Source organism: Arenibacter algicola (assembly GCF_000733925.1).
In the GTDB taxonomy this organism is placed as follows: domain Bacteria; phylum Bacteroidota; class Bacteroidia; order Flavobacteriales; family Flavobacteriaceae; genus Arenibacter; species Arenibacter algicola.
The window spans coordinates 1,584,282-1,600,016 of record NZ_JPOO01000003.1 but is presented as its reverse complement, the minus strand read 5'-3'; the positions used below and the strand labels follow the sequence as shown (position 1 = coordinate 1,600,016).

The 15,735-nt window shown below is 38.5% G+C and carries 13 protein-coding genes; 2 read left to right on the top strand and 11 right to left on the bottom strand.

Going from position 1 to position 15,735, the window contains the following annotated elements; genetic code table 11:
* The first annotated feature begins 800 nt into the window (after window positions 1-800).
* Window positions 801-2,138, top strand: a complete 1,338-nt coding sequence (locus tag U735_RS0117370) for a Gfo/Idh/MocA family protein (RefSeq protein ID WP_031445043.1) — start codon at window positions 801-803, stop codon at window positions 2,136-2,138.
* 388 nt (window positions 2,139-2,526) lie between these two features.
* On the opposite strand, the gene U735_RS0117365 is transcribed toward U735_RS0117370, so the two are convergent.
* From U735_RS0117365 to U735_RS0117330, 8 genes are all read right to left on the bottom strand, one after another.
* Complete coding sequence (locus tag U735_RS0117365; RefSeq protein ID WP_031445042.1) at window positions 2,527-3,111, bottom strand: YdeI/OmpD-associated family protein; 585 nt, start codon at window positions 3,109-3,111, stop codon at window positions 2,527-2,529.
* 51 nt (window positions 3,112-3,162) lie between these two features.
* On the bottom strand, window positions 3,163-3,762 hold the full coding sequence (locus U735_RS0117360) for a DUF502 domain-containing protein (protein ID WP_031445041.1): 600 nt from the start codon (window positions 3,760-3,762) through the stop codon (window positions 3,163-3,165).
* Between the two features lie 242 nt (window positions 3,763-4,004).
* On the bottom strand, window positions 4,005-4,520 hold the full coding sequence (locus U735_RS0117355) for a GNAT family N-acetyltransferase (RefSeq protein ID WP_031445040.1): 516 nt from the start codon (window positions 4,518-4,520) through the stop codon (window positions 4,005-4,007).
* A gap of 159 nt (window positions 4,521-4,679) precedes the next feature.
* Window positions 4,680-7,820: a DUF3427 domain-containing protein gene (locus U735_RS0117350; protein ID WP_031445039.1), complete on the bottom strand. Its 3,141-nt coding sequence runs from the start codon at window positions 7,818-7,820 to the stop codon at window positions 4,680-4,682.
* Entirely contained in the window at window positions 7,817-8,206 is a 390-nt protein-coding gene (locus tag U735_RS0117345; protein WP_031445038.1) for a (deoxy)nucleoside triphosphate pyrophosphohydrolase, read from the bottom strand. The genes U735_RS0117350 and U735_RS0117345 overlap by 4 nt, the downstream gene beginning before the upstream one ends.
* Window positions 8,203-8,454 (bottom strand): hypothetical protein, encoded by a 252-nt coding sequence (locus U735_RS0117340; RefSeq protein ID WP_031445037.1) that lies wholly within the window; start codon window positions 8,452-8,454, stop codon window positions 8,203-8,205. Before U735_RS0117340 ends, U735_RS0117345 begins: the two co-directional genes overlap by 4 nt.
* A 40-nt stretch (window positions 8,455-8,494) precedes the next feature.
* Window positions 8,495-8,647, bottom strand: a complete 153-nt coding sequence (locus tag U735_RS26015) for a DNA cytosine methyltransferase (RefSeq protein WP_227020758.1) — start codon at window positions 8,645-8,647, stop codon at window positions 8,495-8,497.
* Window positions 8,648-9,168: 521 nt separating this feature from the next.
* Window positions 9,169-10,458 carry a nucleoside hydrolase-like domain-containing protein gene (locus U735_RS0117330; RefSeq protein WP_031445036.1) on the bottom strand — a complete coding sequence of 430 codons (1,290 nt, stop codon included), beginning with the start codon at window positions 10,456-10,458 and terminating at the stop codon, window positions 9,169-9,171.
* 215 nt (window positions 10,459-10,673) lie between these two features.
* On the opposite strand from U735_RS0117330, the gene U735_RS0117325 reads away from it, so the two are divergent.
* Window positions 10,674-11,306 (top strand): 7-carboxy-7-deazaguanine synthase QueE, encoded by a 633-nt coding sequence (locus U735_RS0117325; RefSeq protein ID WP_031445035.1) that lies wholly within the window; start codon window positions 10,674-10,676, stop codon window positions 11,304-11,306.
* A gap of 742 nt (window positions 11,307-12,048) precedes the next feature.
* Here U735_RS0117325 and U735_RS0117320 read toward each other — a convergent pair.
* The 3 genes from U735_RS0117320 to U735_RS0117300 form a co-directional block, all read right to left on the bottom strand.
* Window positions 12,049-13,263: a DNA polymerase Y family protein gene (locus tag U735_RS0117320; protein ID WP_031445034.1), complete on the bottom strand. Its 1,215-nt coding sequence runs from the start codon at window positions 13,261-13,263 to the stop codon at window positions 12,049-12,051.
* Window positions 13,264-14,276: 1,013 nt separating this feature from the next.
* Entirely contained in the window at window positions 14,277-14,447 is a 171-nt protein-coding gene (locus U735_RS25790; RefSeq protein WP_180994011.1) for a DUF6747 family protein, read from the bottom strand.
* 388 nt (window positions 14,448-14,835) lie between these two features.
* The gene (locus U735_RS0117300; RefSeq protein ID WP_031445032.1) at window positions 14,836-15,702 is read right to left on the bottom strand and encodes an acyl-CoA thioesterase; all 867 of its coding nucleotides are present in this window, start codon (window positions 15,700-15,702) and stop codon (window positions 14,836-14,838) included.
* Between the last annotated feature and the right edge of the window lie 33 nt (window positions 15,703-15,735).

Genomic DNA, 15,735 nt, shown 5'->3' with positions numbered 1-15,735 from the left:
TTAGACTAATAATAAATAATTGTTCGGCGACAAAAATATCTTTAAGATTTGAATTGAGCAAATTATTTATATTAAATCTAAATAAGAAAATTTTAAGGGTTGATTTCCAAGGGTTATAGGGTTGTTTTTTTATCGTTTGGAATAACATTTATATTGGTCGTTTGGCTTTATTAGTGAAACTCAATTTTGAGAAGTAAGTAAGACGCACTGAAAATTGTAAGTTGAACTAATCCCGCCTTTTTTGGCGGGATCTAGTTTCACTACCTCGACCCTTGGGTCGATTCCTATTATTTTGTTCAGGGCCTGCCTTTGTCGGACAGGCTTGCCCTGAGGTTTAATACCTTTTATTCCTATAATTATTATGGATAATGGGTCCGTTTTCTTGGCCCATAGCCGCCAATAATAGATACTGCCAGGCAGAACCGGATACACTAGTTGAGGGCTCAAATTTTTGGATTGAAGGTAGCCCTGCACTTGTCGTTACCTATAATTTGGATAGGGACAGGTGATGGATAAATGAAATTAATCCAAAAAAAGTATGATATATGTTGTAAACAACAACTAAAGTTGAAAAATTAACAAAAATCTACCCCTGTTAACGTTAACGAATAAAAAAATAATGCTAACTTTCATTGCAAAAGGGGACAAGGTGTCTTTTACATGAATTGTAAAGGTTGGTCTCCTACGCCAAAATACCTAGTGGGCAGTTGGCTGCTTAAAGCATTAAACGGTTTTGAATTCAAGGTTGGGACGTTGTATAAAGTCAATAAAATTAATAGTTAACGTAAATATAATTGCAAATGAAATCTACGAGAAGATCATTTATTAAAAGAACGGCCGTGGCAAGTTCTGCCGTTATTGCGGCACCTACCATAATCTCATCCACTGTTTTTGGGGCCAACGACCGTATCAATGCGGCAGTTTTGGGTGTCAATGGCCGTGGAAAAAGCCATATTAAAAGTCTTATGGTACAAAAGAATGTTCAGATTACACACTTGTGCGATCCGGACATGAACCTATTGCGCGAGCGCCAAAAATCCTTTAAGGAGACCTACAATAAAGATGTTGCCCTGGAGCAGGATCTTCGTAGGGTTATGGATAATAAGGATATAGACGTAGTAAGTATTGCATCTCCAAACCATTGGCATGCCCTTTCGGTAATATGGGCCTGCCAGGCCGGGAAGGACGTCTATGTGGAAAAACCGGGCTCCCACAACATTTGGGAAGGCCGTAAAATGGTAGAAGCAGCTGCAAAATATGACCGGATTGTACAGCACGGTGTTCAGTTAAGGAGTTCCCCTGCCGTAAACGAAGCCATTAATTTAATGCGCGATGGCTATATAGGAAGGGTTTATATGGCCAGAGGTATTGTTTTTCGTTGGAGAGGCGATATTGGCGACCAAGGTTTCTCGCCCGTTCCAGCAGGAATAGATTATGACCTTTGGACAGGACCAGCTCCAAAAAGACCATTTACCAGAAATTTGGTGCACTATAATTGGCACTGGCACTGGGATTATGGCAATGGGGATGTAGGAAACCAAGGTATTCATGAAACCGATCTTTGTATGTGGGGATTGGATGTAGGGCTTCCTACAAAGATTACCTCCATGGGCGGTAAGTACCTTTGGGACGATTGTAAGGAAGTACCGGAAGTGCTAACTTCCGTATACAACTACCCTGAAGAAAGAAAGATTATACAGTTTGAAGTTCGCCCATGGTGTACCAACACCGAAGAAGGCGCCACTGTAGGTAATATTTTCTATGGCGATAAGGGAATATTGGTCGTTGACGGTTATGATAAGTATAAAACATATTTAGGACAGGACAGGACTCCAGGGAAATCTGGTGAGGATGGTGGTGAATCAGGATCGGAAATGGACCGTGGTGATGGCGGAACGGACGGACATTTTGCCAATTTTATAGAGGCAGTGCGCAAGCGCGATAAAACTATCTTGAACGGTCCTGTGGAAACGGCCCATCTTTCCTCTGGCTTGGCACATTTGGGCAATATTGCCTATAGATTGGATCGAGTGCTGACATTCAATCCTAAATCCGAGTCGTTTATAAACGACCCTGAAGCGGATAAAATGTTGAGACGCGATTATAGGGAAGGATATGAAGTTCCTGAAAATGTATAATAACGTGAGTTCGATTTATATTTAATTTTTAATGAGTTATAAATGGTGATTTTGTCCTGTCTAGCTTGCCTATAGGTAGACGGGCGCATCCCGATGGTTATCGGGAGAGACCTCAATTAAAAATCGTCACAGTACAATAACCTCTCGACTCCGCCTGCCTTCCAGGCAGGCTCGAGGGGACAGTAGAAAATTTTTAAATTACTTTAAATCAATGTCTTGTAATTCTTTTTTATGTCGAATTCATGTATAATAGGAGGTAGCTCCAGATAATAACCATTATAACCAAATGGTTCGGTGGAGTAATAGCAATGCCCAGAGTCATGGATTCTGGGCATTGTTTATTTATAATAAGTTTCGCAATATTGGGATATGTTAATGGCCCTTATTGTTATTGGTCATTTAATCCCTTGCCTTGGAGAATTTTATGGATATGTTTTTCAACTCTGGAGGTTCGAGTTGTGGATTGTTTGGCCTGTGAAAAATACAGCAAATACCCTCTTTGTCGCCCGGGGGTCAAGCCTTGGAACGCAGCTTTTAAATCGGGATCATTATCCAAGGCCACTTTAAATTCATCCGGCATCTTAAATTCGGAAGTCTTTTTCATTGGCACTTCCAATCCCGCTTTTTCTACTTCCATGGCTTCAAAAATATAGGCTTTGATGGTAGATTTTAGATCTATGATTTCCTGCAGGCTGGTAAAACGAATTTGACGTGCAGATTGTACGTTCTCGGTTTGTTGTATTAAAATGTTGTTGGTGTCCTTCAGCAAAACTCCTTTGTGAAAGAGAAGGGCGCAATACTCTTTAAAACCGTGAATTAAAACCACATTTTTGCCTTGAAACGTATAACAGGGGTGCATCCATTTAAATTCTTCCGTAAGGCCACAATCCAAGCAGATTTCCCTAAGTAATTTCATTTCCTGCTGCCATTTTTTGGCCCTATCTAAAAATCTATCAACAACTTTTGGATTCATACTGTATGATTTTGTAGCCTTCCAAAAAACGGAGACTTACGTAAAGATTTCCTATTCTATATCATTGACGGTTTCTCTTTCTTCATAGATACCTGAAACCCCACCAGATATAATGAATTTCATAACTACCGAAGGATTTACATTAATTACCCTTACTTGATTTCTGGGTACTATGAACAATTCCCCCGAAAAATTATAGGAATGTGGGAAATAGACGGCTACTTTTTCCTTTTCATCAAGTATGCTCAAATCCTCTTCGGTCAAGAAGCCTAACTTTTCTAGATTCGATATAGGGTTCACCAATACCATTACCGGTTTATTAAACTTCTTTTCCTTGCCAACAAAGGCTGAAAAAAGGTCGTTCAGGGCTGAAAATATAAGTTTAAGCAAAGGAGCTTTTTCAATAATCCGTTTAAATAGTACTTTAAAGGGTCGGGCAAATATACTTTGGCCGATTATCCCAACCAAAACGAGAAATAAAAAGATTACTGCAAATCCCAATCCTGGAACATCAATTTTAAAAATTTCCTCGAGTTTGTCATCCAATAGATTATCTATAAAATTGAATATGACATATATAATGTAGGCCGTGATTCCCAAGGGTGCTATATATAACAGGCCTTGGAGAAAGTAATTAACTAGTCTTTTCATCTATTTAAAAATTTTTATTAATCCGAAAATGAGCGTAATAAAAATTTTCAGCATAAATCAACCGCTGCGTTCCCGCCTGCCATCAATAATTTTTAACGATTAGCGGGCAGGTTCGCATAAAAAATTTAATTGTTTTGGTTGGTATGCAAAAAACTAATTTTGTTTATGCTCATTTCATAAAGCAAAAATAAATGAAAATAAGGGTAACCCTTCTCTTTTTGGGAAAACTCTCAGCTTGGGCATCAATATTTTAGGTACATGATGTGGTTGGGATTAAAGTGTGTTTCGGATATTTTAAAATTATACTCTCCCACAATCTTAAATCCGGTTTTGGTGTAAAAGCGTATGGCTTTTGGGTTCTCCTTCCAGACCGCCAACCAAATTCCTTGCTGATGGTTTTGTTTGGATATTTCAATAGTAGTATGTAATAATTTTGCTCCCAGATCTTTCCCGTAATACTCCTTTAAAAGATATAATCGGTCCAGTTTGGTGATGTTTGGCTCACTAATGTTCTGGTTCCGAGTGCTCAATTCAATTTTTGAAAATCCTGCAATTTTATCATGGAATTGGACAATCAGGTAGTGAACATTGGTATTCTCAAATTCCTTGGTTATAGCCTCCTTGTTATAGTTCTTTGAAATAAAGCTGTCAATATCTTCTTTTGAAGCGCTATGCCCGTGAGATTCCCAAAAGGCTTGTTTTCCTATTTCGGCAATTATTGCGGAATGCTCTATAGTTGCTTTTATTATTTGAATCATGGTGTAAGCTTACCCTTTTTAGTCCATCGCTAAATTCGATAATTTTCTTTAACAATATAAGAAGCATTTAGTTTGAAAAAATGCTAGTTTTGGAAAAAGCGTGACGACTGTCTAATTACAAAGGAAGTTTAGCGCTAGTAGGGAGGAATGTAAATTGAATTATCCTACTCTCAGTTTTGCTGCATCATTCCATAAATAATGAGGCATTGGCTCATTCAATTCCCACTTAATATTCATTGGTTTAGCACCATAATAATCACTAATAGTTCCTTCGCCAACGAACACATATCCCATCGTATTTCCATATTCGTCGTTAGCTTTTTCTCTTACAAACAAAAGAATTTTCTTGTTATTTTCTTGATGTTTTATGTAAGATCGACCCTTTGATGTTTCTGGGCTTGCTGAATTTTGACTCTGCCAATGAAATAAATATTCATTTATAGCATAGTCGTCATACATTGTTGTAGGAGAGAAATTTTCTTCTGATTTGATAAGATTGATGAAAAGTAATTCAGTATCTAAAGCGGTGTTTTCTGCTACTCCTTCTCTGCTAGGCCATTTTTTTTCGAAAGTGCTTAATCCAAAAGCAGCTAAAATTTGATCCCTTGTGTATCGCGCATGAACCTTTAGAGGTTGATTGTATGGTAAATTAATGTTTATTTCTTTAAAGTCAATATGGTCAATCAAAATTTCAAGCACTTCAATTATTTCTTCAACCAAAACCTTATTCTTACCAATGGTCTGAATACTTTCTTCAAGTGATTCAAATCCGCTTGCTTTTTGCCAGATGTCGTAATGAAGCATTAAGAGCATGGTTCGTTCTTCAGGATTGAATTCCGTCAAATTCAGTAGGAAATTTGCCCTTGCCAGTTTTAGTATAAATCTAAAATAACTTGTTGAGCTTGTTGAGAGCCATTTTTTATTGATGGATGAAACAATTTCTTTTTCATTATTTTTTTGAAAATCATCGATAACGCCAGCTTCTTGACATAAACGTTTCCAGCTCCCTCTCTTATAAATTGTTTGTATTGAAATAGAATTAAATTCTAAAAAGTTTTTGAGATTAAGAGGAAGAGTGGTTTGCTGTTTAAATTTTTTAATCTTACTAATAATTTGATTGCGATTAAGGTTAGTAGCAGCTTTTATGTTTTCAAGAATTGTTTCTTTGGCTTTCTTTTCCAAAACGATAGAACAGCCAATTGGCAAATGTGGAAAGTTGTCTTCTATTTCTTTGTGGACTTTAGTCGCGGTTTTACCGATAAGCGCCCTGAATTTATTTTCAAAATTGTATTCTGGTCTGGCATTGCCAACAAAGTCTAATACGGTTAAACAATCTTTATCATTTGCTAATCTCAGCCCTCTTCCTAATTGTTGCAAGAAAATTGTTAAACTTTCTGTAGGTCTCAAAAAGATTACAGTATCAATCTCCGATATGTCAACCCCCTCGTTGAAAATATCTACGACGAATAAATAATTAATTTCTTTATTCAGCAATTGATTTCTAACAATATCTCTATTTTGATCATTTGCACTCGTGAGATAGTCCGCTTTAAATCCCGCTAAAGTAAATTTTTCTGCCATGAATTTTGCATGTTCCATAGAAACGCAAAAGCCGATAGCTTTCACATCAGTTTTATCTTTTGTGTATTTCTCTAAAGCATCAATAATTTCTCTTACTCTTCTGTCATTGGCGGTGTATAAATTGGTCAACTCGCTTGCAACATATCTGCCACGAACCCATGTAGCATTGGATAAATCGATGCTGTCAGTAATGCCAAAATATTGAAAAGGACAAAGTAGCCTCCTATTTAAAGCTTCTGGCAGTCTAATCTCGGCTGCAATTCTATTGTGGAAGTCCTCTTGAATGTCACCACCATCCATTCTTTCAGGTGTGGCAGTCAAACCTAAAAGTACTTTTGGCTTGAAATAATTTATAATGGCGCGATAGCTGTTCGCTGCAAGGTGGTGGCACTCATCAATGACTATGTAATCAAAATATTGAGGTGATAAATTTATATTTTCGAGTCTATTATTTAGCGTTTGAACGGAAGCGAATACGTATTCATAGCTAATTGGTTCTAGTCCATTCACCCACAACTCACCAAAATTATTGTCCCTTAAAATTCCTCTGTAAGTAGATACAGACTGTGAAAGTATTTCTTTTCGATGTGCTAAGAACAAGAGCTTGGAAGATTTGTTGTTTTGTCTAAAGTTCTTGTAATCAAATGCTGAGATTACCGTTTTTCCCGTTCCTGTAGCTGCTACAACTAAATTTCTATTTCTGTCATGTATCATTCTTTCCACTTCAAGTTTTTCTAAAATCTCTAACTGGAAAGGGTAAGGTTTGATGTCAAAAAATGAAAGGATGATTTCGGAGGATTTAGATATTTTCCTCAGGTTCAAAGAGCTAATGAGTTTTTCTTTATGAATAGAATCATCAAAAGTTTCAAAATCATCGCTTTGCCAATAAGAGTCAAATGTCTTCTGAAATTTATCTATAATATGGCTCACCTCTTTTGTTGTAATTTTTATATTCCATTCTAAACCATCGGTTAGCGCAGACCTGGAAAAGTTTGAAGAACCAATATAACCTGTATGAAAACCAGTGTTTCTGAAAAACAAGTAAGCCTTTGCATGAAGCCTCTCATTACCAGTATTATAAGATATTTTAACTTCTGTATTCTCTAATTTTGAAAGTAACTGAATGGCTTTGTAATCGGAAGCTCCCATATAGGTCGTGGTTATTAGCCTCAGCTTACCTCCTCGTTTAGTAAACTCCCTTAATTCTCTTTCAAGAATAATTATTCCCTTGAATTTTACAAAGGATACCAATAAGTCAATCCTATCAGCAGATAAAATTTCCTTTTTAAGTTCACTCTCAAGTGATAAGCCCACATTGCCTCCGGTAAAAAGTTCGCTATGGGTTAGTCTCGTGTAAGGCGTTATTTCTTTTAAATGCAGGTCGAAATCTGAAAAATGAGCATCAACTTTTGTAAATACTGCTTTTAAAATCTCTCCTTCAACGTCTATCAGGTCATTGTTAAATTCTTCTTTTTGAAGTACTTCCTTTAAAATTCTGATGATTTTATTAGCTATTTCAATTTGTAACTCAATCTGCTTGTCTCCTTTTACATACTCTAATGCATGCTTTATAGTTTGTGATAAGTGCTTTGCTAATATTGTGGAGGCCTCTTCTTTATCAATCTTGGTCTTGTTAATTAGGTAAGCGCTTTTATCAAGCTCATTGATTTTTTGAGCAACTAATTTTGTTACCAGTTCTTCATAAATTCCTTGAGTCATAATTCTTGTAGTTCTTTTACAATCGGTAAGTCAGCATCAGCCCAATCCAAACGGATCAGTTCTTTTTTATTCAAAAGTATATACTGTTTATGTTCCTTCAGTTTTATCTCTCCTTTTTCGTAATTGGCTAAAAAAGGAATTAATTCGATAGCAATATTTGGATATTCGAAAAAAGATGATGTAAGCCTTTTAACCAAGGTGACCTCAATGTTTAATTCTTCCTCTATTTCTCTTAAGACGCATTCTTCTTCTGTTTCATTCAGTTCTATTTTTCCTCCAGGGAATTCCCATTTTAGCGGTAGATTCATACTTTCACTTCTTTGAACAACCAAAAATTTATGATCGATAGCAATTATAGCACAAGCCACTTTTATTGCATTTTTCATAATCGTAAGTATTTTCTATTTTCAAGATATTGCAAGTCTGTACCTCCATGTTCGCTCCCTAAAAAATCTAATGGGTCAAATGAATCATTTCTGTTTGCTAAACCTTCAAAATAAATGTTTCTGTCACCATTAAGTAACCTAAAAAAGAATTTAAATTTGCTTTTAATTTCTTTTTTCTGTTTTGGAATAAAATCCTTCGGGAAGTTACTGGAAAGTAAAGTGTCAATATATGTGATTCTATATTCCATTTAATAATCTTTAATCAGATGTTCTTCTAGTACAAGCAGATTATTTGATTTCAAGGTAAGCCATAGGTTTAAAACCAGTTGAGATAAATCCTGCTGAAAGTCCTCCTGCGCCTGCAAATAGATCTATGAAATGCATTTTTTCATGGTTTTGAGGCGTATTCGATAATAATACTTCTTTAATACCTATATCCAAAATATGTGCTATTTTGATTAGTACTGCTAGTCAAGGTTGTTGTCTATTTTAAATGTAAGCATTCACTATCACTATAACTTTTTCCAAGCTTCTCGGCCTACCAAGTTTGTTTAATTCCTTAGGCTTCAAGTACTTTTTTTATTCGGTTTATGTTCGAATAAATTGAAGTTACCAAAATAGTGAGAAACTATGGTTTATCTTAATTTTTAAATATACTTTTAGTATGCTTCCTTATCAGTCTGTCCATTTGTGGGAAGTATATAGGCATTTTTGGTTTTTAATGCCCTGGTTTTCCTAAAAGTAAAATAATGTTCTATTTGTACTTCTGGATTCAACCCGGTGGTGCCCTATATGAATTGGATTAATCACAATATTCAAACGCCTAATTTAGCAAATAAAAACTGAACCTGCCTGCCGGTAGGCTGGTAGAAAATCCGTACTACCACTTATTTTGCCATTGGATAATTTCCTGAAGTATACTTGGGCAATTAGGCTGGAACATTATGCCTGCAATTTCTTTTCTATCGTAACCAATTCCATCGTTCTGCCCAATCCATTAGAACATTTGTTCTCCATTTTTGAATTGTTTTGCCTCCTTGTAATTTTCCATCATAAAATTCTTTGTCCGATTTGTCTGAATACCAATTATTGCCCAGGACATAGTCGGATTCATGTTTTTTTCCCGGCCAGTGGTTGTCTATAACAATACTGCCTTTCAGGCCATCCAATTCCGGGATCTTGGAGGTGAATTTATAGTGTAATATCTCCGCCTTTTTTGGGATGTACCTTATGACGTATTCCCCATTTCCAAGATGGTAGCCCGGCCACTTTTGAACCGATTTTCCGTAAGGTACTTCCATCCAGAAACAAACGGAGTCTTTTGGAATGTTTGTTTTGGGTCCCTTTAAATGAAATTCAAGAATCGAACAAAAAGCAACGGTATCCTTTAAGCTTGAGGGTTTGTTGAACACAATCCTAGGACTGTGGTTGATCTTTTCAAAGCTGCCGCCCCAACTTTCCTGCATCGGCTTATCTGGATTACCATCCAACATATAGAGTAGGGACGGGGTATCGCCCATTTTTATCTCACCATTATAATAGCTTTTAAAATCTTTCCCTAAATGCCCTGCCTCATTAATATAGCGATCATAATAATCGGAACTTTTTACACTATCAGGAACATTGTTGTCGGAAAAAAAGCCGTAATAACTAGAGTTGACCTCAATAAACCATAGGTCGGGGAAGTTCTCCACTATATAGGCATAACTGTTTGCACTCCATTTTTTATTGGGGCCGCCAATCCAATAAACCTTAATTCTGTTCCGGATTTCTGGAGAATCATGAAGGGCTTGGGCCAAATCTTCCAAACCGCCCCAGACCAAAACCCAAAGCGGTTGATCGTTTTTTTCTTTTGCACATTTTATAATCCATTCAGATCCTTCTGTTGAGGTCTGGTAACCCCTAAACGGGGCACCTCCTTTTCTACCTTGTTTTGTTATAGAACGTAAATAATCGGGTTCTGCCAAATCCTTGTTGTGTCCTTGAAGTTTTGGAAAATCTTTTTCGTACAAATTTATCATTCGAAGAATCTCCTCTTTGCTTCCTTGGCCATAGGAAGGGGATGAAACAAGACCTTCAAGCTTTATCAAATCACTATACATCAATAAATGTGTCATGGATTGATTATCATCTGGGTCGGTACCTCCAATATCCGTGCTAATTAAGACCCGTGGTTTAATGGGTACAGGGTCTTGGGCTACAACTTGGGTTGCAACAAAACCAAGGCATATCATTAAAATCGTTTTTTTCATTTTTCCCTAAAATTAAATTTGATGGATACTTGCCAATATTGCATAAAAACTACCATAGTAATTATGACTTATATTCCTTTAAAGGAATACCCCTTTTCGGGGCAGTTATAAAAGTTTAATTTACAATTTTATTGGAAAAGCAGGGGTTAGCGCCTGCCAAAATATCTTTTTCTTAATTAGTAGTGCCAGAGCGGGGTATTTTCTATCTTTGCGCCATGGTAAAAGAAGATGTTTTAGCATTGGTAGATCAAGGCCTGATGCTGCCTTTAATGGAGGAGTTTTACACTATTCAGGGCGAAGGTTTCCATAAGGGGACCGCGGCCTATTTTATTCGCGTGGGCGGTTGTGACGTGGGTTGCCATTGGTGCGATGTGAAGGAAAGTTGGAATGCGGAAACCCACCCTCCAACAGGGATAGACCATATTGTAACCAATGCGGCCAAATATTCCGATACCATTGTCATTACCGGGGGGGAACCCCTTACTTGGGATATGGGCCCGTTAACGGAAGCCCTTAAGGCCAAAAACTTAAAGACCCATATAGAGACTTCCGGGGCTTATCCACTTTCAGGAACCTGGGACTGGATCTGTCTTTCCCCAAAAAAGAACAAGTTGCCGGAAGGCATTATCTATGATAAGGCGCACGAATTAAAGATGATCGTTTACAATAAGCACGACTTTATTTTTGCCGAGGAACAGGCGGCCAAGACCAATAAGGATTGTATTTTGTACCTGCAACCGGAATGGAGCGTAAGGGACAAGGTGGTTCCTTGGATTGTGGAGTACGTTATGCAAAACCCCAAGTGGAAAGTGTCCCTACAGACCCATAAGTATTTGAATATTCCGTAGACGGAAGTTCAATGTTCAAGGTTGGAAAGTTTAAAGTAAAAGATCTTTGAATGCTGGATGTTAACTGCTCAATACTGATTGCCAATAACTGTGTACGGGAGCCACTGCAATTGACAGATTGCCGCGCTGCGCCTGCCTAGGCGGCAGACTGGCTCGCAATGACGGCTACTACTTTGAACCTTGAACTTTCCAACTTTGAACTTTAGGCACAGCCTCAGTGTTTCCTTCATCCAGTGGCTTCGACTCCGCTCAGCCACCTAGCTGTTAACTGTAATCTCTTCCAGTCTCTAGATTCTAGGTTCTAGATTCTTTTTTCTCACTACTCATTACTGATTGCTCACTACTGATTAATTAACCATAAGCAGGCACCCCTTCCGTCTCCTCGCCTGATAGTTGAGGATCCACCTTCCCCTAGCTAGGGGAAGGAGCATATTGTTAGTGCGACCTACAACTTAAGTCCTTAGTCCAGTTTCTAGGATTTTGGTTCTAGATTCTCACTACTCAATTCTCACTTCTGTTTACTGAAAACTGATTTCCGTCTACTTCGATTTCGACTCCGCTCAATCTCCGAAACGACTTTGAACCTTGAACATTCCAACTTTGAACTTTGGACACAGCCTCACTGTTTCCTTCCTCCAGTGGCTTCGACTCCGCTCAGCCACCTAGCACTGGCCACTGAAGACTGAAGACTTCCCACTGTTTATTGTTCATTGCTAATTGTTCATTGTTCACTGCCCACCGCTCACTGCTTCCTATGTGCCAATACAATAGGGGGCTGGCCGTTGAACGGATTGTGCATTCTGCCAATGGTCTTGGCGCCCATGCCGGAGGCCCTTATAACGCTCTTGTCCCCATAGCGTTCCCTTATCTTGTCCAAGGCGTTGTACAGGTTTAATATTTCCTCGGTATCATCAAATAGATCTATTTGGTAATTGCCCTGGACCAGATGACTGAAACGAATACCGATAAGCCTAATCAACAACCTTTTGTTGTACAAGGTATTGAACAGGTCCAGAATCTTGGGAATCAGGATATGGTCCGCACTGGTGTACGGAATCTTTAGTTGTTTGGAATAGGTGTTAAAATCGGAATAGCGAATTTTTACCGCAATGCAGGCGGTAAGTTTTTTTCCCCTCCGCAACTGATAGGCCAGATTTTCGGTCATGGCAATAAGGATCCCCCTTAGTTTAATGACATCTATGGTATCCCTCTCAAAAGTACGTTCGGTGGAAATGGATTTACGTTCGGAAAAAGGGATAACAGGGGTATTGTCTATACCATTGGCCCGTTTCCATATTACGCCCCCATTGGCACCCAATACCCGCTGCATCATATCCATGGGCATTTCTTGGATTGTCTTTATTTGCCGTAGTCCCAAATTGCGGAGGGTCTGGTAGGTCTTGTCGCCTACCATAGGTATTTTTTTAATGGATAAGGGCGCTAAAAAAGGTTTCTCATGGCCTATATCTATCTTCAGTTCATTGTTGGGCTTAGCCTCATTGGTGGCTACTTTAGAAACTACCTTGTTTACCGACAGGCCAAAGGAAATGGGAAGTCCGGTTTCCTTGATAATTTTATGGCGCAGTTCGGTAGAGAATTGGTGACAACCATAAAAACGGTCCATTCCCGTAAGATCTGCATAAAATTCATCTATGCTGGACTTTTCGAAGACCGGTACCTGTTCTTTGATAATATCGGTAACGATATCGGAATGTTTGCTGTAGGTTCCCGCATTCCCTTTTATGATAATGGCTTCCGGACAGAGTTCCTTGGCCATTTTCATAGGCATACCGGAATGCACCCCAAAACCTCTGGTCTCGTAGCTACATGCGGCAACCACCCCTCTGTCGCTAACGCCGCCAACAAGTATGGGCCTATGCTCCAGTTTACTGTCCTGAAGTCGCTCTACGGATACAAAAAAGGTATCCAAATCCAAATGAAGTATTGTTTTGTTCATCGCACACCAAAAAAAGGTATGCTAAATTATGGAATATTTCCAAAATTTTGGATAATATCCATAATTTATTTGAAGGCAACTTATCATTGGACCAACATCAAAAACACTGTCAAGGTTATATTGTTCAAGTGGGGGAACTACAAAAGAATTATGTCTATTAGTTGTGTTATGGCAAAATTTGTGATTACAATGAATTGCCTTCTTTTTGATAATTGGAAAAAATCGATTGAAATTATTCTTTCATTTTCTTTGCTTGTCCAAAGAAAACGAAACAAAAGAAAAGACCCTTCTTCACTATGTGGTCCCTAAAATCTCGTGATTTTAAGGACCGATGCCATGGCCTAAATTATTTCCAAGGCTTCAATAATTCTTTACGGCCATGTCATCTCCACCACGGAAGAAGCTTAAGCTAACAACAGTCTTTGAACACAAAATGGCAAGGGTACTCCTTAAATTAAAATGATTTTAGGCTTCAAATGTTGACGTAACAGAGAAACGGCCTATTTTCAATTTCGTATTAAATCAAGTGGTTTACACATTGGAAGACGGAAGCCGTCCATAGAGCATTTCACCCAAGTGAAAGCGGCCTGGGCGGTGCGGCAGTGTAAAGTGCGTAGATTTAAAGAAATTTAAAATCAGCCTAGCGTTTTTTGGTTCGTTTTTTGGGCGATGCAAAAAATGAACAGAACACGACTCAGGGTTAGTTTATTCTACCTTTTTCTAATTCACACATAACTTTTGGGATTGATCAGTTATATTGTTCAAGTGGGGGAACTACATAACATTAAAAAAAATAGTGTACAATTGAAAGCTTGCAGCACCTTATGCTTTTGCTATAAGGCAATACTATTCAAAGGTGTACAACAGAATTGAGAATAAGGCTAGGAAAAAGCAAAGAAAGACCAAGATCAACAATAGCTTCAGTGTCATAGGAACCTCGATGCCATCACTTTTTCCTACCAGTAATTCTCTTAAATACTGCATACCTTTCATACAAATTTATTTCTTCTTATCTAGTCCCAAGCAAATCCGGTTACCAGTCTAAAAATGAAAGCGTACAATACTACGGCAAACATAGCTACACTGAACCATAAGAAAGCTTTGAAATAGTTTTTAACAATAATGTTTCCCAGGTTTTTGAATCCTTCGGCATAAATTTCTTTTACGAGTAATAATGTTTTCATATCTTTTATTTAATGTTATACTGCAAAATTCGACCAGCCTTGCCCTAAACAGAAATTTAGTGGTCAAAAGGGAAAAAAATTGGTCAAAAAACGAGAGGAATATTTTTGCACGGATAAACGGTAATTTACATGGGATAAACCGCAGTTGGAGTCCTGAAGGCAAATAGTATTTCAAAGATATTAATGGTAGTTTGGCCGATTGTAGTTGGTCTATAATAGTCCGAAAACATTTAGCTGAAGGAAGATTGGGCCAAGATCCAACCCATGGGAAAAGTAAGGGTGTTGGTTTGTCCAGAACCGTGCGGTCCCAAAAATTTAATATATAAGGACACTTTCCAATTAGGCAAAAAGTACTTAGTTAATTATTAGAAGCCCAATACCCATAGTATTAACCTACCTGTGTGCTGCGCATTAACCCTTCCTGTGCCACAGAGGCTACCAGAACACCATTCCTATCAAAAATACTGCCCCGGGAAAAGCCTCTGGAATTGCAGGCACTGGGACTGTCCATGGTGTACAAAAGCCATTCGTCTATTTTAAAATTGCGGTGGAACCATATGGCATGGTCTATACTGGCATAAAACGTCTTTCCTTTCCTGAGTTCCTCACGGTGGGGAAGGGAAGCGGTTGTTAGAATGTTGTAGTCGGAGGCATAGGCCAATAATTGCTGCTGTAGCGGCAAATCGGCATTTACCTTTTCCGTAGCCCGCATCCACATATGGTTAAATGGTGGGCCATCTTTGGCAAGCAGGGCGGTTAGCCGTTCCACGGGCTTAAATTCGAATACCTTGGGATGGGTAAGTTTTATAAGGTTGTAGGAGTCCGGATCTGTAGTTTTCATTTCCTCAATTTGCTCCAAGCTGTTCATTAACTTTTTAGGGGTTATAAGATTGGGCATGGTCATCTGGTGTTCCACCCCTTCTTCCGGGACCTGAAATGAGGCGGCCATGTTAAAAATGGCCTTGCCATTCTGTTTGGCGACCACCCTACGGGTGGTAAAACTACGGCCGTCCCTTAAATAATCTACTTCATAGGTAATGGGGATGCTCAGGTCTCCCCCCAATATAAAATACCCGTGCATGGAGTGCGCAATCCGATCATCGGCAACCGTTTGGTAGGCGGCATGCAAGGATTGTCCCAGTACCTGTCCCCCAAAAACCCTGCCCCAAGGGGCCTGATAGTTTTGTCCCACAAAGGTATTGTCATTAATGCGTTCCAACGTAAGTAATTGTATAAGTTCCTCTAAGTTGCTCATGTTCTGTTATCGATTCAAAATTGTGCTAAGTGA